Source organism: Streptomyces sp. NPDC093984, from assembly GCF_044764595.1.
Lineage (GTDB): Bacteria > Actinomycetota > Actinomycetes > Streptomycetales > Streptomycetaceae > Streptomyces > Streptomyces cynarae.
The window spans coordinates 76,128-95,003 of the sequence record NZ_JBIWIM010000003.1 but is presented as its reverse complement, the minus strand read 5'-3'; the positions used below and the strand labels follow the sequence as shown (position 1 = coordinate 95,003).

At 69.7% G+C, this 18,876-nt stretch carries 20 protein-coding genes; 13 read left to right on the top strand and 7 right to left on the bottom strand.

Features of this window, described 5'->3' with window-relative positions:
• Window positions 1–3 precede the first annotated feature (3 nt).
• Window positions 4–1,122: a transaldolase gene (tal, locus tag ACIRC0_RS12640; RefSeq protein WP_403614971.1), complete on the bottom strand. Its 1,119-nt coding sequence runs from the start codon at window positions 1,120–1,122 to the stop codon at window positions 4–6.
• A 34-nt stretch (window positions 1,123–1,156) separates the two neighbouring features.
• On the bottom strand, window positions 1,157–3,244 hold the full coding sequence (gene tkt, locus ACIRC0_RS12635; RefSeq protein WP_403614967.1) for a transketolase: 2,088 nt from the start codon (window positions 3,242–3,244) through the stop codon (window positions 1,157–1,159).
• 383 nt (window positions 3,245–3,627) lie between these two features.
• On the opposite strand from tkt, the gene ACIRC0_RS12630 reads away from it, so the two are divergent.
• The 3 genes from ACIRC0_RS12630 (at window position 3,628) to ACIRC0_RS12620 (ending at window position 6,202) form a co-directional block, all read left to right on the top strand.
• Entirely contained in the window at window positions 3,628–4,614 is a 987-nt protein-coding gene (locus ACIRC0_RS12630; RefSeq protein WP_403616466.1) for a heme o synthase, read from the top strand.
• A gap of 79 nt (window positions 4,615–4,693) precedes the next feature.
• Window positions 4,694–5,029, top strand: coding sequence for a hypothetical protein (locus ACIRC0_RS12625; RefSeq protein ID WP_403614964.1), 336 nt, complete (start codon window positions 4,694–4,696; stop codon window positions 5,027–5,029).
• 66 nt (window positions 5,030–5,095) lie between these two features.
• Complete coding sequence (locus tag ACIRC0_RS12620) at window positions 5,096–6,202, top strand: amidohydrolase family protein (RefSeq protein ID WP_200423278.1); 1,107 nt, start codon at window positions 5,096–5,098, stop codon at window positions 6,200–6,202.
• A gap of 23 nt (window positions 6,203–6,225) precedes the next feature.
• Here the strand turns inward: ACIRC0_RS12620 and ACIRC0_RS12615 are convergent, their stop codons facing one another.
• The 4 genes from ACIRC0_RS12615 to ACIRC0_RS12600 all read right to left on the bottom strand — a co-directional run bounded on the left by ACIRC0_RS12615 (window position 6,226) and on the right by ACIRC0_RS12600 (window position 9,964).
• Window positions 6,226–7,233, bottom strand: coding sequence for a heme A synthase (locus ACIRC0_RS12615; RefSeq protein WP_403614960.1), 1,008 nt, complete (start codon window positions 7,231–7,233; stop codon window positions 6,226–6,228).
• Window positions 7,234–7,281: 48 nt separating this feature from the next.
• Complete coding sequence (locus tag ACIRC0_RS12610) at window positions 7,282–7,998, bottom strand: ABC transporter permease (protein ID WP_403616464.1); 717 nt, start codon at window positions 7,996–7,998, stop codon at window positions 7,282–7,284.
• A 166-nt stretch (window positions 7,999–8,164) separates the two neighbouring features.
• Window positions 8,165–9,088: an ABC transporter ATP-binding protein gene (locus ACIRC0_RS12605; RefSeq protein ID WP_403614957.1), complete on the bottom strand. Its 924-nt coding sequence runs from the start codon at window positions 9,086–9,088 to the stop codon at window positions 8,165–8,167.
• A gap of 84 nt (window positions 9,089–9,172) precedes the next feature.
• Window positions 9,173–9,964: an aminoglycoside N(3)-acetyltransferase gene (locus ACIRC0_RS12600; RefSeq protein WP_403614954.1), complete on the bottom strand. Its 792-nt coding sequence runs from the start codon at window positions 9,962–9,964 to the stop codon at window positions 9,173–9,175.
• A gap of 161 nt (window positions 9,965–10,125) precedes the next feature.
• Between ACIRC0_RS12600 and ACIRC0_RS12595 the strand changes: the two genes are divergently transcribed.
• The 8 genes from ACIRC0_RS12595 (at window position 10,126) to ACIRC0_RS12560 (ending at window position 16,725) form a co-directional block, all read left to right on the top strand.
• Window positions 10,126–10,902 carry a helix-turn-helix transcriptional regulator gene (locus ACIRC0_RS12595; RefSeq protein ID WP_403614951.1) on the top strand — a complete coding sequence of 259 codons (777 nt, stop codon included), beginning with the start codon at window positions 10,126–10,128 and terminating at the stop codon, window positions 10,900–10,902.
• Window positions 10,899–12,320 carry a Fe-S cluster assembly protein SufB gene (sufB, locus tag ACIRC0_RS12590; protein WP_403614949.1) on the top strand — a complete coding sequence of 474 codons (1,422 nt, stop codon included), beginning with the start codon at window positions 10,899–10,901 and terminating at the stop codon, window positions 12,318–12,320. Before ACIRC0_RS12595 ends, sufB begins: the two co-directional genes overlap by 4 nt.
• A 62-nt stretch (window positions 12,321–12,382) precedes the next feature.
• The gene (gene sufD, locus ACIRC0_RS12585) at window positions 12,383–13,567 is read left to right on the top strand and encodes a Fe-S cluster assembly protein SufD (protein WP_403614946.1); all 1,185 of its coding nucleotides are present in this window, start codon (window positions 12,383–12,385) and stop codon (window positions 13,565–13,567) included.
• A complete protein-coding gene (locus tag ACIRC0_RS12580; RefSeq protein ID WP_103844430.1) occupies window positions 13,564–13,884 on the top strand; it encodes a non-heme iron oxygenase ferredoxin subunit in 321 nt (106 codons plus the stop codon). Before sufD ends, ACIRC0_RS12580 begins: the two co-directional genes overlap by 4 nt.
• Before the next feature lie 7 nt (window positions 13,885–13,891).
• A complete protein-coding gene (gene sufC / locus ACIRC0_RS12575; RefSeq protein ID WP_103844431.1) occupies window positions 13,892–14,656 on the top strand; it encodes a Fe-S cluster assembly ATPase SufC in 765 nt (254 codons plus the stop codon).
• The gene (locus ACIRC0_RS12570) at window positions 14,653–15,909 is read left to right on the top strand and encodes a cysteine desulfurase (protein WP_403614942.1); all 1,257 of its coding nucleotides are present in this window, start codon (window positions 14,653–14,655) and stop codon (window positions 15,907–15,909) included. Before sufC ends, ACIRC0_RS12570 begins: the two co-directional genes overlap by 4 nt.
• 16 nt (window positions 15,910–15,925) lie before the next feature.
• On the top strand, window positions 15,926–16,393 hold the full coding sequence (sufU, locus tag ACIRC0_RS12565; RefSeq protein WP_403614939.1) for a Fe-S cluster assembly sulfur transfer protein SufU: 468 nt from the start codon (window positions 15,926–15,928) through the stop codon (window positions 16,391–16,393).
• A complete protein-coding gene (locus ACIRC0_RS12560) occupies window positions 16,390–16,725 on the top strand; it encodes a metal-sulfur cluster assembly factor (protein ID WP_103844434.1) in 336 nt (111 codons plus the stop codon). Before sufU ends, ACIRC0_RS12560 begins: the two co-directional genes overlap by 4 nt.
• A 101-nt stretch (window positions 16,726–16,826) precedes the next feature.
• Here the strand turns inward: ACIRC0_RS12560 and ACIRC0_RS12555 are convergent, their stop codons facing one another.
• Window positions 16,827–17,681: an AbfB domain-containing protein gene (locus tag ACIRC0_RS12555; protein WP_403614936.1), complete on the bottom strand. Its 855-nt coding sequence runs from the start codon at window positions 17,679–17,681 to the stop codon at window positions 16,827–16,829.
• 282 nt (window positions 17,682–17,963) lie between these two features.
• Here ACIRC0_RS12555 and ACIRC0_RS12550 point away from each other — a divergent pair, with 282 nt between their 5' ends.
• A complete protein-coding gene (locus ACIRC0_RS12550) occupies window positions 17,964–18,284 on the top strand; it encodes a DMT family transporter (protein WP_403614933.1) in 321 nt (106 codons plus the stop codon).
• Window positions 18,284–18,820, top strand: coding sequence for a TetR/AcrR family transcriptional regulator (locus ACIRC0_RS12545; RefSeq protein WP_403614930.1), 537 nt, complete (start codon window positions 18,284–18,286; stop codon window positions 18,818–18,820). Before ACIRC0_RS12550 ends, ACIRC0_RS12545 begins: the two co-directional genes overlap by 1 nt.
• Window positions 18,821–18,876 lie beyond the last annotated feature (56 nt).

The window sequence follows — 18,876 nt, the reverse complement described above, 5'->3', positions numbered from 1 at the left end:
ATGTCAGCCCTCCGAGGGCGCGAGGCGCTGCAGTTCCGCCTCGGTCGACTTGAGCAGGTCGTTCCAGGAGGCCTCGAACTTATCGACGCCCTCGTCCTCCAGGAGCTGGACCACCTCGTCGTACGAGATCCCGAGCTTCGCGAGCGCGTCGAGATCGGCGCGCGCCTGCTCGTAGGTGCCGGCGACGGTGTTGCCGGTGATCTCGCCGTGGTCCTCGGTGGCCACCAGTGTGGCCTCCGGCATGGTGTTCACCGTGTTCGGCGCCACCAGCTCGTCCACGTACAGGGTGTCCTTGTACGCCTTGTCCTTCACGCCGGTGGAGGCCCACAGCGGACGCTGCTTGTTCGCGCCGGCCTTCTCCAGCGCGCTCCACCGGTCCGAGGAGAAGACCTCCTCGTACGCCTCGTAGGCCAGGCGCGCGTTGGCGACCGCGGCCTTGCCGCGCAGCGCCTTGGCCTCGTCGGTGCCCAGCTCGTCGATCCGCTTGTCGATCTCGGTGTCGACGCGGGAGACGAAGAAGGACGCCACCGAGTGGATCTTGGAGAGGTCCAGGCCCTTCTCGCGGGCCTTCTCCAGGCCGCCGAGGTAGGCGTCCATGACCTCGCGGTAGCGCTCCAGCGAGAAGATCAGCGTGACGTTGACGCTGATGCCGTTGCCGATGGTCTCGGTGATCGCCGGCAGGCCCGCACGGGTCGCTGGGATCTTGATGAGGGTGTTCGGCCGGTCTACCAGCCAGGCCAGCTGCTTGGCCTCGGCGACGGTGGCCCGGGTGTTGTGCGCGAGCCGCGGGTCGACCTCGATCGACACCCGGCCGTCCTGGCCCTCGGTGGCGTCGAACACCGGACGCAGGATGTCCGCGGCGTCCCGGACGTCCGCCGTGGTGATCATGCGGATCGCCTCTTCGACGGTGACCTTGCGGGCGGCGAGGTCGGCGAGCTGCTGCTCGTAGCCGTCGCCCGACGAGATCGCCTTCTGGAAGATCGTCGGGTTGGTGGTGACGCCCACGACGTGCTGCTGGTCGATCAGTTCGGCGAGGTTGCCGGACGTGATCCGCTTGCGCGACAGGTCGTCCAGCCAGATCGCGACGCCTTCCTCGGAGAGGCGCTTGAGTGCGTCTGTCATGGAAAATGCATCTCCTACGTGTCGTGTATCAGCGTCAGCGCTGGGCTGCGGCGATCGATTCCCGGGCGGCGGATGCGACGTTCTCGGCAGTGAAACCGAACTCGCGGAAGAGCACCTTGCCGTCGGCCGAAGCACCGAAGTGCTCCAGGGAAACGATGCGTCCCGCATCCCCGACGTACTTGTGCCAGGTGAGGCCGATCCCGGCCTCGACCGCGACCCGCGCCCTCACCGAGGGCGGCAGGACGCTGTCCCGGTACCCCTGGTCCTGCTCCTCGAACCACTCCACGGACGGCATCGACACGACCCGCGTAGGAACGCCGTCGGCCTGGAGCTGCTCGCGCGCCTCGACGGCGACGTGCACCTCGGACCCGGTGGCGATCAGGATGACCTGCGGCTCGCCGCCTTCCGCCTCGAACAGCACGTAGCCGCCGCGCGCGGTGTCCTCGTTGGGCTCGTACGTCGGCACGCCCTGACGGGTCAGCGCCAGACCGTGCGGGGCGCCCTTGCCGAACTCCTTCGTCCAGCGCTTGAGGATCTCGCGCCAGGCGATCGCGGTCTCGTTGGCGTCGGCCGGGCGCACGATGTTCAGGCCCGGGATCGCGCGCAGCGACGCCAGGTGCTCGATCGGCTGGTGGGTGGGGCCGTCCTCGCCGAGGCCGATGGAATCGTGCGTCCACACGTACGTCACCGGCAGGTGCATCAGCGCGGACAGGCGCACGGCGTTGCGCATGTAGTCGGAGAACACGAGGAACGTGCCGCCGTAGATGCGGGTATTGCCGTGCAGCGCGATGCCGTTCATCTCCGCGGCCATGGAGTGCTCGCGGATGCCGAAGTGGATCGTGCGGCCGTAGGGGCTCGCCTCCGGCAGCGGGTTGTCGGCCGGGAGGAACGAGCTGTTCTTGTCGATCGTGGTGTTGTTCGACCCGGCGAGGTCGGCGGAGCCGCCCCACAGCTCGGGGATCACCGCGCCGAGGGCCTGGAGCACCTTGCCGGAGGCGGCACGCGTGGCGACGCCCTTGCCCGCCTCGAAGACCGGGAGCTTCTCCTCCCAGCCGGTGGGCAGCTCGCCCTTGCTGATCCGGTCGAACTCGGCGGCGCGCTCGGGGTTGTTGTCCCGCCACTGCTGGAAGGACTTCTCCCACTCGGCCTTGGCCTCACGGCCTCGCCGAAGCGCCTCGCGGGTGTGCGCCAGGACCTCGTCCGCGACCTCGAAGGACTTCTCCGGGTCGAAGCCGAGGACCCGCTTGGTGGCCGCGACCTCGTCCTCGCCAAGCGCGGAGCCGTGCGCGGCCTCGGTGTTCTGCGCGTTCGGGGCGGGCCAGGCGATGATCGAACGCATCGCGATGAAGGACGGCCGGTCCGTGACCTTCTTCGCTGCCTGGATCGCGTTGTAGATCGCGTGCGGGTCGAGGTCGCCGTCCGGCTTCGGGGCGACGCGCTGCACATGCCAGCCGTAGGCCTCGTACCGCCGAGCCGTGTCCTCGGAGACAGCGGTCGCGGTGTCGCCCTCGATGGAGATGTGGTTGTCGTCCCACAGCAGGATGAGGTTGCCGAGCTTCTGGTGCCCGGCCATCGAGGACGCCTCGGCGGAGATGCCCTCCTGGAGGCAGCCGTCGCCGGCGATGCAGTAGACGAAGTGGTCGAAGGGGGACTCGCCCTGCGGGGCGTCCGGGTCGAACAGGCCGCGCTCGTAGCGGGCGGCCATCGCCATGCCCACGGCGTTGGCGACACCCTGGCCCAGCGGGCCGGTCGTCGTCTCCACGCCCACCGTGTGCCCGTACTCGGGGTGGCCGGGGGTCTTGGAGCCCCAGGTGCGGAAGGCCTTCAGGTCATCCAGCTCAAGGCCGAAACCGGCCAGGTAGAGCTGGGTGTAGAGGGTCAGGGACGAGTGGCCGGCGGACAGCACGAAGCGGTCACGGCCCACCCAGTCGGCGTCGGCCGGGTCGTGGCGCATCACCTTCTGGAAGAGGGTGTAGGCGGCCGGAGCCAGGCTCATCGCCGTACCCGGATGGCCGTTTCCGACCTTCTGTACGGCATCGGCGGCCAGGACACGCGCGGTGTCGACCGCACGCTGGTCCAACTCGGTCCACTCGAGGTCTGTGGTGGTCGGCTTGGTGCTCACCCTGGGTCAGGGCTCCTCTCCACATGTCGAATGCCGGTGCACTGGGCGCCCACCGGCCGCTGCTGAGCCTACCCCTGTAAGTACGTGCGTCTTTTCGGGTCATTCCAGACTGCCGGGAGTCTCGGAGGTCCGCCTCCCGACCCGCCATATCCGTAGTCGGCAACTGAATACGGACCCGCTCATCCGATCGCTCAACCGAGCTCAGTCCGGCTCGTACACCACCGTTCTTTCCACCGTTCGTTTCACCGGCCGCACAGCCACCGGCGAACACGACCCACCCCCCGCGAAGGGCGCGCTTCGGGCAACGTCTAAAGTTGCGTGAGTACGCGCGAGCCTTTACTGGGCGTTCACAGCCACGGCTCGCTGGGATGTCTCTGTCAGGGGTGTGCGTGACGGCCGTCGAATCCCGTCCTGGGGGCACCTCCCAGGCCCTTAAGGCACTGGGGGAGGGGGTACTCGGTGCGAGCCAGAGCCCGAGCCACCGGCCGTTCGGGGCCCGTGTCAAGGCGTTCGTGGCACTGACCAAGCCGCGGATCATCGAGCTGCTGCTGATCACCACGGTCCCGGTGATGTTCCTCGCCCAGCAGGGCGTGCCGGACCTGAAGCTGGTCCTGCTCACCTGCATCGGCGGCTACCTGTCCGCGGGCGGCGCCAACGCGCTGAACATGTACATCGACCGCGACATCGACGCGCTCATGGACCGCACCTCCCAGCGCCCGCTGGTCACCGGCATGGTCAGCCCGCGCGAGTGCCTCGCCTTCGGCATCACGCTGGCGGTCGTCTCCACGCTCCTGTTCGGCTTCACCGTCAACTGGCTGTCGGCGTGGCTGTCGCTCGGAGCCCTCCTCTTCTACGTCGTCGTCTACACGATGATCCTCAAGCGCCGTACGTCGCAGAACATCGTGTGGGGCGGTATCGCCGGCTGCATGCCGGTGCTCATCGGCTGGTCCTCCGTCACCGACTCCATGTCGTGGGCGCCGGTCATCCTCTTCCTCGTCATGTTCTTCTGGACGCCGCCGCACTACTGGCCGCTGTCCATGAAGGTCAGGGAGGACTACGCGCGCGTGGGCGTGCCGATGCTGCCGGTCATCGCCTCCAACAAGGTGGTCGCCCGGCAGATCGTGATCTACAGCTGGGTGATGGTCGTGGTCTCCCTGCTGCTGACCCCGCTCGGCTACACCGGCTGGTTCTACACGGCGGTCGCGCTGGCAGCGGGCGGCTGGTGGCTGTGGGAGGCGCACGCGCTGCAGAACCGGGCGAAGGCGGAGGCCACCGGGGCCAAGCTGAAGGAGATGCGGCTCTTCCACTGGTCGATCACGTACGTCTCGCTGCTGTTCGTCGCGGTGGCGGTGGATCCGTTCCTCCGCTGACGAACACCTCCGGGCAGCCGACGTACGTCACAGGGCACCGCTCTCGCCAGTGGATCTACTCATCGGTAGCATCCTGACCATGGCAGACACGCAGCAGGTTGACCCCAAGGACGAGCGCAGGGCGGCCCGGATCGCCCGGCGGATCGACTCCTTCTCCAAGGCCCACGGCGGCGCCGAGGGCCAGGTCGCGTACATCGGGCAGCGCGGGGCCCGCATCGTGCTCGTCGGCGAGGACGGCACCTGGGGCGACCTCGTGGCGCCCACCTACGCCGTGGCCGAGAAGGCGGTGGAGAAGTCCGGCATCACCGTCCACGAGGCGTTCGACGGTGAGTTCGCGGGCAAGGTGAAGACCGGCCCGTACGAGTGGACGCGCATGGCGGGGATCCAGGTGGGCGGCACGCGCAACGCCCAGTAGCAACACCTCACGCCGGGTTCACCCGTTAGGACCTTCAGCAGGCACGGTCCAGTCACGGGAGTCCGGATGATCGAAACGCCTTCCCTGGTGGACCAGTACTGCCACGGCGTGGTCCGTACCGAGCTGGGCCTCGGCACCTTCGAGGCCCACCTCGCCCGTACCGAGGGGCCGCCCGCCGCCGGTACGACCCTTTTCGACACCCAGACGGGCTTCGCCGTACGCCGCTGGTGTCCGCCGCTGCTCGGCCTGGAGCCGCACTGCCCGCCGGCGCGCTATCTCGCCCGGCGGCGCGAACTCGGCGTCCTGGAGGCGGGGCGCAGGCTGCTGCGCGGCAGCGGCATCACCACCTACCTCGTCGACACCGGGCTGCCCGGCGATCTGACCGGGCCCGCCGAGATGGCGTCCGCCGGGGAAGCCGAGGCGCACGAGATCGTCCGCCTGGAGCTGCTCGCCGAACAGGTGGCCGACACCTCCGGCACCGTCGAGGGGTTCCTCGCCAATCTCGCCGAGTCGATCCACGGGGCGGCGGCACACGCGGTGGCGTTCACCTCGGTGGCGGGCGTACGGCACGGTCTGGCGCTCGCCCCTGAGCCGCCGGGCCCGGGGGAGGTGCGGGGCGCGGCCGGACGCTGGCTGGCGGGCCGCAGAGTCGGAGGCACCCTGTCGGACCCGGTGCTGCTGCGCCATCTGCTGTGGAGCGCGGTGGCCTCGGGCCGGCCGCTCCAGCTCCACGCCGGCCTCGGCGAACCGGGCCTGCGCATCGACCGCACCGACCCCGTCCTGCTCACCGACTTCGTCCGCGCCACGGCCGGTCTCGGCACGGACCTGATCCTGCTGCACGGCTATCCGTACCACCGGCACGCGGCGCATCTGGCCGGGGTCTTCCCGCACGTCTACGCGGACCTGGGCGCGGCCCTGGTGCGCACCGGCGCCCGGGCCGCCGCCGTCCTGGCCGAGGTCCTGGAGCTGGCACCCTTCGGCAAGGTCCTCTTCTCCAGCGGCGCCCACGGCCTGCCCGAACTCCATGTGATCGGCGCCCGCCTCTTCCGCGAGGCGCTGTCCCGGCTGCTGGGCGGCTGGGTCGCCGAGGGCGCCTGGTCGCTCGCGGACGCGCAGCGCGTGGCGGGGATGATCGCGGCGGGGAACGCGCGGCGGGTCTACGGGCTGGAGTGAGCCCTACGCCCTCGGCGCGACCGTCAGGCCTTGGTGAGGGCCGACTCCGTCGAGGGACCCGGGAGGTGGGCGGTCACGTCAACGCGTTCCCGCAGCGACAGCAGCACCCGGAGCACCCCGATCCACACCAGGCAGGAGCCCAGCATGTGCAGGCCGACCAGAAGCTCCGGCAGGTGCGTGAAGTACTGGACATAACCGATGACGCCCTGGCCGAGGAGGATCAGGAACAGCTCACGTGTGCGGTGCAGCGGACCGCTCGGCGCGTCGACCGCCTTCAGGACGAACCACAGGGCGAACGTCAGCGTCACCACGATCCAGGCGAGCACGGCGTGCCCCTTGGCGACGGTCTCCCAGTCGACGTGCATCCGATCGACCTCGCGGGAGTCGCCCGCGTGCGGTCCCGCACCGGTGACGACCGTGCCGACCGCGATCAGCAGCACCGAGGCGACCACCAGGAACCACACCAACTGCTGGACGGCCTTGCCGACCAGCGGGCGCGGTGCCTCGTCGCCCTCCCGTGTGCGCTGCCACATCACCGTGGCCACCGTGATCAGCGCGGTGGACAGCAGGAAGTGGGCGGCGACGGTGTACGGGTTGAGGCCGACCAGGACCACGATGCCGCCGAGGACCGCGTTGCTCATCACGATCCAGAACTGCGCCCAGCCGAGCCGGGTGAGGCTGCGCCGCCGCGGCTTCTCCGACCGGGCCGCGACGATCGCCCAGCCGACGGCCGCGCACAGCACGTACGTCAGCATGCGGTTGCCGAACTCGATGGCGCCGTGCCAGCCCATGGCGCGGGTCGTGGTCAGCGAGCCGTCCGTGCACTCGGGCCAGGTCGGGCAGCCCAGCCCGGAGCCGGTCAGGCGCACGGCACCGCCGGTGACGACGATGACCACCGACATGATGAGCGCGGCAAGTGCCGCCCGCTGAACCGTCCGAGGGTGCGGGGTCCAGCGGGCGGCGATGAAGGCGAGCGGGTTGCGCACGGCCGCTGTGGCGTCGGCGCGAGTCACGTTTGGCACGCCTTTCATGGTAGGGGGCGGCTTGTGCACGGTTTCACGAGGGGTCCGCGAGGTGTGTCACTCCCAGCGGAAGAACCTCCCGGCCGCGGCCAGCCCCACCACGGCCCACACCGCCAGGATGCCCAGGTCGCCCCAGGGCGTTCCGGCCCCGTGCTGCAGCACGGACCTGAGGCCGTCGGAGAGGGCGGAGATCGGAAGCAGGCCGAGCACGTCCTGGGCGCCGGAGGGGAACTTGTCCAGCGGCACGATGACACCGCCGCCCACGAGCAGCAGCAGGAACACCAGGTTGGCGGCGGCCAGGGTGGCCTCCGCCTTCAGCGTGCCCGCCATCAGCAGGCCGAGCCCGGAGAAGGCTGCCGTGCCGAGGACCAGCAGGAGCAGCACGGCGAGGGGGTTGCCGTGCGGCGACCAGCCCAGCGCGAACGCGATCACCGTCAGCAGGGCCACCTGGAGGACCTCGGTGACCAGGACGGAGGCCGTCTTGGCGGTCATCAACCCCCAGCGGGGGAGCGGGGAGGACGCGAGCCGCTTCAGCACGCCGTAGCGGCGCTCGAAGCCGGTCGCGATGGCCTGTCCCGTGAACGCGGTCGACATCACGGCGAGCGCCAGGATGCCGGGGGCGAGGAAGTCGATGGCCTTGCCCGCGCCGGTGTCGACGATGTCGACCGAGCTGAAGAGGACCAGCAGCAGCGTGGGGATGACGACCGTCAGGAGCAGCTGCTCGCCGTTGCGCAGCAGCATCCGCGTCTCGAGCGCGGCCTGCGCGGCGATCATGCGGGGCAGGGGGGCCGCGCCGGGCTTGGGCGTGTAGGTGCCGACGGTGGTCACGAGCGCGGCTCCTTGCCGGTGGGCTCCAAGCTGTGCCTCTCCGGGGGACGTTGCATCCGATCGCGGCTGCGCCGCGGGCCGGCCCCCCGGCCGATCGTTGTGCGGGCCGGATTCATGCGCGCAACTCCTTGCCGGTGAGCTCGAGGAAAACGTCCTCCAGGGTGTGCCGTTCGACCGAGATCCTGTCCGGCATCACCCCGTGCTGCGCGCACCACGAGGTGACCGTGGCCAGCAGCTGCGGATCGACCTTGCCGATGACGCGGTACGCGCCCGGCGTCAGCTCCGCCGCCGAACAGTCGGCCGGGAGCGCCTTCAGCAGGGAGCCCACGTCGAGGCCGGGCCGGCCGGTGAAGCGGAGCGTGTTCTCGGCGCCGCCGCGGCACAGCTCCTCCGGGTGGCCCTGGGCGATGACCCGGCCCGCGTCGATGATGGCGACGTCGTCGGCGAGCTGCTCGGCCTCGTCCATGTAGTGCGTGGTCAGGATCACGGAGACGCCGTCGGTGCGCAGATCGCGGACGAGGTCCCAGGTGGCCCGGCGGGCCTGCGGGTCGAGGCCGGCGGTCGGCTCGTCCAGGAACACCAGCTCGGGGCGCCCGACGACGGCCATGGCGAGCGCGAGCCGCTGCTGCTGTCCGCCCGACAGGCGCCGGTACGGCGTCCGCCCGCAGCTGCCGAGCCCCAGCCGCTCGACGAGCGCGTCCACGTCGAGGGGATACGCGTGCAGCTTCGCCACGTGGCGGAGCATCTCCTCCGCCCGGGCACCCGAGTACACGCCGCCGGACTGGAGCATCACACCGATCCGGGGGCGCAGCGCGGCGGCCTCCCGGATCGGGTCGAGACCCAGGACGCGGACCGTGCCGGAGTCCGGCTTCCGGTAGCCCTCGCAGGTCTCGACCGTGGTCGTCTTTCCCGCCCCGTTGGGGCCGAGAACAGCGGTGATGCCCGCCCGGGCCACCAGGTCGAGCCCGTTCACCGCGGTCTTCGTGCCATACCGCTTCACCAGGGCCTGTACCTGGACGACCGGCTCGCTTCCCATGGGTCCAGAGTCTAGGTAGGAGCGTCGGGCGCCGGACGAGGGGGGCCGGAAACCGATTGCACCGGGTACGACCACGTCCGGAAACTACTCCTCCCGCGGCCTGTGCAGTGCCAGCCACCGCTCCGCGTAGGCCACCGCGTCCGCGAGGGGGAACAGCCGCGCGTCGGCCGCGCCCACCCTTCCCCGTGTGACGGGCCGGTCCCGCTCGAAGTCGTGCCCCAGCTCGTCGAAGCGCTCGGAAGTGATCGACACCTCGGTCACCACTTCCCAGCCGTTCGGTCCGGGCCGCCCCACCTGGACGACCGGCGAGGGTATGCGGTACTCCGCCAGATGGAAACAGGTGCAGGAGTCGTATCCGGCCCCCAGCAGCAGCACCCGGGCGCCCAGGGCCTCCAGCCGGGCCAGCGGGCTGCGCTCGCCCAGGCGGCAGTCGGGCGCGTGGCCCTGGACGATCTCCGCGGCGTGCGGGCCGACCGCGGCGAAGGAGGTCTGGGGGTGCGCGCTGCGCAGGGCGCCCGGCCAGGTGCGTACGGTCTCAGGGATCACGCCGACCCCGCGCGTGGGCGTGGTCCGCGGGTCGTAGGCGGGCATGGTGGCCCGGATGGTCTCCCACCATTCCTCGGGCACCGGCGGATTTCCCCACAGCGCCGGGTCCGACAGATCTCCGGACTGCGTCGGCACCACCAGCGTTCCGTCCGGGCCGAGGGCGTCGAGCAGTGCCTGGACGACCGAGACGGCGCCTCCGTTGACCCAGCCGAGGGCGCTGAGCGAGGTGTGCACGAGGAGGATCTCGCCGGGCGTGACGCCGAGCGCGCGCAGCTGTGCGCGAAGACCGTCCCTCGTGACAAGAGGGCCGGTCGGAAGGGGTGTGGGCATGACCTGGGAGTCTTGTCCACGCCGCCGGTGACCGCCACCGGTTTGATCGATCGCGCAGCGTTTCCCCAGGTCGGCTTAGGCATGCCTAAGTGATGTACCGCACCGGCCGCCCGTCCGGACGGCGCTTGTCAGCTTCTGCGGAATTACGCAACAATGGCGTTGTGAAAAACGTCGGCGAGGCTCGGGAGACCCCGGTGGGGGCCCCTCAGGAGGAGTTCGCGACCGGGGAGCGCTCGACGCGCAACCGGGTCGCGCGGTCCATCCTGGACCACGGCCCGTCGACCGTCGCCGAGCTGGCCGGACGGCTGGGACTCACCCAGGCGGCCGTACGCCGTCATCTGGACGCACTCGTCGCCGACGACGTCGTGGAGGCGCGCGAGCAGCGGGTGTACGGCACGCGCACGCGCGGGCGGCCCGCCAAGGTCTTCGCGCTCACGGACTGCGGCCGCGACGCCTTCGACCAGTCGTACGACAAGCTCGCCGCGGACGCTCTGCGCTGGATCGCGGAGCACGAGGGCGGCGAGGCGGCCGTCGCCGCGTTCGCCCGCGCCCGGATCGCCGCCCAGGCCGGTGCGTACCGCGAGGCGATCGACGCCGCCGCTCCCGAACGGCGCACCGAAGCGCTGGCCAAGGCCCTGAGTGCGGACGGGTACGCTGCTACGGCGCGCAGCGCACCGGTCGGCGAGCAGCTGTGCCAGCACCACTGCCCGGTCGCCCATGTCGCGGAACAGTTCCCGCAGCTGTGCGAGGCCGAGACGGAGGTCTTCTCTCAGCTGCTCGGCACGCACGTCCAGCGACTGGCCACGATCGCGCACGGCGACGGCGTCTGCACGACGTTCATCCCCAAGGCGGCGCGCCAGACGCCCCGCAAGGCTTCGAAGATTTCCGAGACCACCCACAACGCATCTGCAAGCACGGCCGGGAGGAACCCCGCATGACTCTCCCCACGGAGACTGCCCACCCTGAGCTCGAGGGCCTGGGCAAGTACGAATACGGCTGGGCCGACTCCGACGTGGCCGGTGCCTCCGCCAGGCGCGGCCTCAACGAGGAGGTCGTCCGCGACATCTCGGCGAAGAAGTCCGAGCCGGAGTGGATGACCAAGCTGCGCCTGAAGGGCCTGAAGCTCTTCGAGAAGAAGCCCATGCCGAACTGGGGCTCGGACCTGTCCGGCATCGACTTCGACAACATCAAGTACTTCGTGCGCTCCACGGAGAAGCAGGCGGAGTCCTGGGAGGACCTCCCCGAGGACATCAAGAACACGTACGACAAGCTCGGCATCCCGGAGGCGGAGAAGCAGCGCCTCGTGGCCGGTGTCGCGGCCCAGTACGAGTCGGAGGTCGTCTACCACCAGATCCGCGAGGACCTGGAGGAGCAGGGCGTCATCTTCCTCGACACCGACACCGCGCTGAAGGAGCACCCGGAGCTCTTCAAGGAGTACTTCGGCACGGTCATCCCGGCCGGTGACAACAAGTTCGCCGCGCTGAACACCGCCGTGTGGTCCGGCGGCTCCTTCATCTACGTGCCGAAGGGCGTGCACGTGGAGATCCCGCTCCAGGCCTACTTCCGCATCAACACGGAGAACATGGGCCAGTTCGAGCGGACCCTGATCATCGTCGACGAGGGTGCCTACGTGCACTACGTCGAGGGTTGCACGGCCCCGATCTACAAGAGCGACTCCCTGCACAGCGCGGTCGTCGAGATCATCGTCAAGAAGAACGCCCGCTGCCGCTACACGACCATCCAGAACTGGTCGAACAACGTCTACAACCTGGTCACCAAGCGCGCCGTCGCCTACGAGGGCGCGACCATGGAGTGGGTCGACGGCAACATCGGCTCCAAGGTGACGATGAAGTACCCCGCCGTCTACCTGATGGGCGAGCACGCCAAGGGCGAGACCCTCTCCATCGCCTTCGCGGGCGAGGGCCAGCACCAGGACGCGGGCGCCAAGATGGTCCACATGGCGCCGAACACGTCGTCCAACATCGTGTCGAAGTCCGTCGCGCGCGGTGGCGGTCGTACGTCCTACCGTGGTCTGATCGAGATCGGCGAGGGCGCCGCCGGATCGAAGTCGAACGTGCTCTGCGACGCGCTGCTCGTCGACACCATCTCCCGGTCGGACACGTACCCGTACGTGGACGTCCGTGAGGACGACGTCTCCATGGGTCACGAGGCCACCGTCTCCAAGGTCTCCGAGGACCAGCTCTTCTACCTGATGAGCCGCGGCCTGTCCGAGGACGAGGCGATGGCGATGATCGTGCGCGGCTTCGTCGAGCCGATCGCCAAGGAGCTGCCCATGGAGTACGCCCTGGAGCTCAACCGGCTGATCGAGCTGCAGATGGAGGGTGCGGTCGGCTGACGACCGCCGCCGGACAAGCAGCACGCAGATTTCTGACGCAGGAAGAGAGCACAACGACAGCCATGGCTGAGGCCCAGAACATTCCGGTGGGTTCCACCACCGCCGGCTCGATCGCGGTCGCCGCCGAGTCGACCGTCGCCACGCGCATGAGCGCGCCGCCGTCCTTCGACGTGGCGGACTTCCCGGTGCCGCACGGCCGCGAGGAGGAGTGGCGGTTCACCCCGCTGGAGCGGCTGCGCGGGCTGCACGACGGCACCGCCGTCGCGAACGGCGACGGCGTGAAGGTCGACGTCCAGGCCCCCGAGGGCGTCACCGTCGAGACCGTAGGCCGCGACGACGCGCGGCTCGGCACGGCGGGCACCCCGGTGGACCGCGTCGCCGCCCAGGCGTACTCCGCCTTCGAGAAGGCCTCGGTCGTGACCGTCGCCAAGGACACCGTGCTCACCGAGCCGATCCGTATCGCGGTGCACGGCGAGGGCGGGACCGCCTTCGGCCACCAGGTCATCGAGCTGGGCGCCTTCGCCGAGGCCGTCGTCGTCATCGACCACACCGGTGACGCGGTGCTCGCCGCCAACGTCGACTACATCGTGGGTGACGGCGCCAAGCTGACCGTCGTCTCGGTCCAGGACTGGGACGACAAGGCCGTGCACGTGGCCCAGCACAACGCGCTGGTCGGCCGGGACGCGAGCTTCAAGTCCGTGATCGTGACCTTCGGCGGCGACGTGGTCCGTCTGCACCCGCGGGTGACCTACGCCGGCACCGGCGGCGAGGCCGAGCTGTTCGGCCTGTACTTCACCGACCGGGGCCAGCACCAGGAGCACCGGCTCTTCGTCGACCACAACACCCCGCACTGCAAGTCGAACGTCGTCTACAAGGGCGCGCTCCAGGGCGACGACGCGCACGCCGTGTGGATCGGTGACGTGCTCATCGAGGCCAAGGCCGAGGGCACGGACACCTACGAGATGAACCGCAACCTCGTCCTGACGGACGGCGCCCGCGTCGACTCGGTCCCCAACCTGGAGATCGAGACCGGCGAGATCGTCGGCGCCGGCCACGCCAGCGCCACCGGCCGCTTCGACGACGAGCAGCTGTTCTACCTGATGGCCCGCGGTATCCCGGAGCACGAGGCGCGCCGCCTGGTGGTCCGCGGCTTCTTCGCCGAGCTGGTCCAGCAGATCGGCGTCGCGGACATCGAGGAGCGGCTGATCGCCAAGATCGAAGAGGAGCTGGAGGCGTCCGTCGCATGAGCGCCTTCGTACGTGTCTGCGGTCTGAGCGAGCTGGAGGAGGACACCCCGAAGCGGGTGGAACTCGACGGCACGCCCATCTCCGTCGTGCGCACCGAGGGCGAGGTGTTCGCGATCAACGACATCTGCTCGCACGCGAACGTCTCCCTGTCCGAGGGCGAGGTCGACGACTGCCACATCGAGTGCTGGCTGCACGGCTCGCGCTTCGACCTCCGCTCCGGCAAGCCGGACGCCCTTCCCGCGACGCGCCCCGTCCCCGTATACCCCGTAAAGATCGAAGGGGACGACGTGCTCGTCTCCCTCACCCAGGAGTCCTGAGGCACCCATGGCAACGCTTGAAATCCGAGACCTGCACGTCACCGTCGAGGCCGACAACGCCACGAAGGAGATCCTCAAGGGCGTCGACCTCACCGTGAAGCAGGGCGAGACGCACGCCATCATGGGCCCCAACGGCTCGGGCAAGTCGACCCTCGCCTACTCGCTCGCGGGTCACCCCAAGTACACCGTCACCGGCGGCACCGTGCTGCTCGACGGCGAGGACGTCCTGGAGATGTCCGTCGACGAGCGCGCCCGCGCGGGCGTGTTCCTGGCGATGCAGTACCCGGTCGAGGTCCCCGGCGTCTCGGTCTCCAACTTCCTGCGCACCTCGGCCACCGCGATCCGCGGCGAGGCCCCGAAGCTGCGCACCTGGGTGAAGGAGGTCAAGGAGGCCATGGAGCGCCTCAACATCGACCCGTCCTTCGCCGAGCGCAACGTGAACGAGGGCTTCTCCGGCGGTGAGAAGAAGCGCCACGAGATCCTCCAGCTCGAGCTGCTCAAGCCGAAGATCGCGATCCTCGACGAGACCGACTCGGGTCTGGACGTCGACGCGCTTCGCATCGTCTCCGAGGGCGTCAACCGCGTCCGCGAGACCGGCGAGGTCGGCACCCTGCTGATCACGCACTACACGCGCATCCTGCGCTACATCAAGCCCGACCACGTCCACGTGTTCGCCGGCGGCCGCATCGTCGAGTCCGGCGGCCCCGAGCTCGCGGACAAGCTGGAGAACGAGGGCTACGAGGCATACGTGAAGGGTGGCGCATCCGCGTGACACAGCTGCCGGGCCTCCTCGACACCGAGGCGATCCGTAAGGACTTCCCCGTCCTGGACCGACTGGTCCACGACGGCAAGAAGCTCGTGTACCTGGACAACGCGGCGACGTCGCAGAAGCCGCGCCAGGTGCTGGACGTCCTCAGCGAGTACTACGAGCGCTACAACGCCAACGTCCACCGCGGTGTGCATGTGCTCGCCGAGGAGGCCACGGCGCTGTACGAGGGTGCGCGTGACAAGGTCGCCGAGTTCATCAACGCGCCGAGCCGCGACGAGGTGATCTTCACCAAGAACGCCTCCGAGTCGCTGAACCTCGTGGCGAACATGCTCGGCTGGGCCGACGAGCCCTACCGGGTGGACTCCGAGACCGAGATCGTCATCACGGAGATGGAGCACCACTCCAACATCGTGCCGTGGCAGCTGCTGGCGCAGCGCACGGGCGCGAAGCTGAAGTGGTTCGGCCTCACCGAGGACGGCCGCCTCGACCTGTCCGACATCGACGAGATCATCACGGAGAAGACGAAGATCGTCTCCTTCGTGCTGGTGTCGAACATCCTGGGCACCGTGAACCCGGTCGAGGCGATAGTGCGCCGCGCCCAGGAGGTCGGCGCCCTGGTCTGCGTCGACGCCTCCCAGGCCGCGCCGCACATGCCGCTGGACGTGCAGGCCCTGCAGGCCGACTTCGTGGCCTTCACCGGCCACAAGATGTGCGGCCCGACCGGTATCGGCGTGCTGTGGGGACGCCAGGAGCTGCTGGAGGACCTGCCTCCGTTCCTGGGCGGCGGCGAGATGATCGAGACGGTGTCGATGCACTCGTCGACGTACGCTCCCGCCCCGCACAAGTTCGAGGCGGGTACCCCGCCGATCGCGCAGGCGGTCGGTCTGGGCGCGGCCATCGACTACCTGAACTCGATCGGCATGGACAAGATCCTCGCCCACGAGCACGCCCTCACCGAGTACGCGGTGAAGCGGCTGGGCGAGGTTCCCGACCTGAAGATCATCGGCCCCACCACGGCCGAGGACCGGGGCGCGGCGATCTCCTTCACGCTCGGCGACATCCACCCGCACGACGTGGGCCAGGTCCTCGACGAGCAGGGCATCGCGGTCCGGGTCGGCCACCACTGCGCCCGCCCGGTGTGCCTCAGGTACGGAATTCCTGCGACCACGCGAGCGTCGTTCTATCTGTACTCCACGCCGGCCGAGATCGACGCTCTGGTCGAGGGCCTGGAGCACGTACGGAACTTCTTCGGCTGAAGGGCGTGCTGACAAGGTGAAGCTGGACTCCATGTACCAGGAAGTCATCCTGGACCACTACAAGAACCCGCACGGGCGGGGCTTGCGGGATGGCGACGCCGAGGTGCACCACGTGAACCCGACGTGCGGCGACGAGATCACCCTTCGCGTGAGGTACGACGGCACGACGATCAAGGACGTCTCGTACGAGGGCCAGGGCTGCTCCATCAGCCAGGCCTCGGCCTCCGTACTGAACGAACTCCTCGTCGGCAAGGAGCTGGCCGAGGCGCAGAAGATCCAGGAGACCTTCCTGGAGCTGATGCAGTCCAAGGGCAGGATCGAGCCCGACGACGCGATGGAGGACGTCCTGGAGGACGCGGTCGCGTTCGCCGGGGTGTCCAAGTACCCGGCGCGGGTGAAGTGCGCCCTCCTGAGCTGGATGGCGTGGAAGGACGCGACGGCCCAGGCGCTGGGCGCAGCCGAGGCCGAAAGGAAGACGGCATGAGCGACACCGTGGAGATGAAGCCGGTCTCGGAGGAGGAGCTCCGCGAGGCCCTGATGGACGTCGTCGACCCCGAGCTGGGCATCGACGTCGTCAACCTCGGCCTGATCTACGGCATCCACATCGACGAGGCGGCGAACATCGCCACCGTCGACATGACCCTGACCTCGGCGGCCTGCCCGCTGACGGATGTCATCGAGGACCAGGCCAAGTCCGCCACGGACGGCCTCGTCAACGAGCTGCGCATCAACTGGGTCTGGATGCCGCCGTGGGGCCCCGACAAGATCACGGACGACGGTCGCGAGCAGCTGCGGGCGCTCGGGTTCAACGTCTGAGATCCACGAGTCACGCGGCAAGAGCCAAGAGCCAAGAGCCACGAGCCGGGAGAAACGGCGAGGTCCGATGGGGCCTCGCCGTTTCGCATGCCCGGACGGGTTCAGGCGAGCCCGTCCACCAGACGGAACGCCGAGTCCGCCCGGTACAGGTCGCCGGACTGGTACGGGTCCAGCTTGAGCTGGAACTTCTGGTGGCGCAGGAAGCGGCCGGGGTAGTTGACCGACTCCAGCATGACCGCTCCGGAGTACGACGACGGGCGGGGGCAGAAGGTGGCGTCCTGCCGGAACAGCGAGGAGCCGTCGTCGGGCTCGTCGCGCAGCAGGAAGTTCCGGTGGCGCAGGTAGGTGCCGTCGGCCGTGGCGAAGGAGTAACAGGACGCGTCCGCCAGGCCTTTGACGACCCTGAAGGTGGCCTCGCGGCGGGCCGGGGCGGAGCCGATCGGGTCGAGCTTTACGTAGTCGCCGCTGATGTGCCAGTACCGGTCGGGGTAGTTGACCGAGCGGACCGAGCTCCAGGTGGCGGACGGCGCGGACTTCGGGGGCTTGGTGGCGGACGGCTTCGAGGCGTGAGCGGCGGGCTCTGCCCCGGCCGTGTGCTCGGCGGCCTCGGCAGAGGGCGAGTCGGCCCGGGTGGCCGGGGACGCCTTGCCGGACGTCAGGCCGCTCTTACCGCTGGGCGCCGCCACGGGGGAGGAGGGCAGCGAGAAGTCGGGCACGTCCGGGTCGCCGAGCGCGACGGCCGTGTCCTGCGCGCGCTTCGGTGACGGCGAGTCACTTGCCTTGCCCAGCACGGAGATCGCTATCGCGCTGGTGGAGAAGACGGCCACGGCGAGCAGCCCGGCCGCCCAGAGTCTGCGGGATCCCGGTGTCCGGGCCTCGCCCGGGACATTGCCGGTCTCCCACACCGGGGAAGGGGCGGGCCGGTCCGGAGCGGGTGGGGGGTTGGTGTCTGGCATGCGCAGTTCCCTCGGCGTCGCCGTACGGCGGACGCGGAATCGTCAGAAGGCGGGTCGTGGCACAACGGGAGAAAGCGGGGAAGACAGGGGTCGACCCGGGCCACGGGCACGCGGAACGGCGGCGGCCGTGAAAGCCGGGTGATCGACCGGTGAAACAGTAGTGGACATGACGAGTTCGCAGCACCCGTTTGAGAGAGCGGTTTCCCGGCGGGGCCCACGCGCCCCCATCCCGTGCGCGCAAGATGTGTACGGGCGTACACATCGATGCGTACACTCGTCCACATGGGATACGCGTTCCTCGCCGGGGCCATCGCCGCCGAAGTCGCCGCGACGACCGCCATGAAGTACAGCGAGGGGTTCAGCAGGCTCGGGCCCTCACTGGTGACCTTCCTCGGCTATGTCGTCTCCTTCCTGCTGCTCGCGCAGACCCTGAAGTCCGTGTCGATCGGCACCGCCTACGCGATCTGGTCCGGGGCCGGCACCGCGACCGTCGCCATGATCGGGCTGGTGCTCTTCGGGGAGGGGATGGGCCTCGCGAAGATCGCCGGCATCGCGCTGATCGTCGGCGGGGTGGTGGTCCTGAACCTGGGAGGTGCGCACTGATGCCCCGCCGCTACGACCCCGAGCGGCGCCGGCGGATCATCGACGCGGCGATCCGGGTGGTGGGGGAGAAGGGCATCGCCGGACTGAGCCACCGCTCGGTCGCCGCCGAGGCCGACGTACCGCTCGGCTCCACGACGTACCACTTCAGGACCCTCGACGAACTGCTGGTCGCCGCATTGCGGCAGGCGAACGAGGGGTTCGCCAGGACGCTCACCGACAGCGGCCTGCTGGAGAACACCGAGGGCGACCTCGCGGCGGACCTCGCCCGGCTGCTGGGTCAGTGGCTGGGCGGCGACCGCGCGGGCGTCGAGCTGGAGTACGAGCTGTACCTCGCGGCCCTGCGCCGCCCGGCGCTACGGCCCGTCGCGGCCGAGTGGATGGAGCAGACCGCCAAGTCGCTGGCGGGGCGTACGGATCCGGCCACGGCGCGGGCACTGCTCGCCCTGCTCGACGGGATCTGTCTGCAGGTACTGCTGACGGGGGCGCCGTACGACGAGGAGTACGCGCGGGAGGCCCTGGCCCGGGTCATCCCCTGATCCGCGCCCGGCTCCGGCGACGAGACCGACCGGTACCTGAGACGCCCCGGCACCGG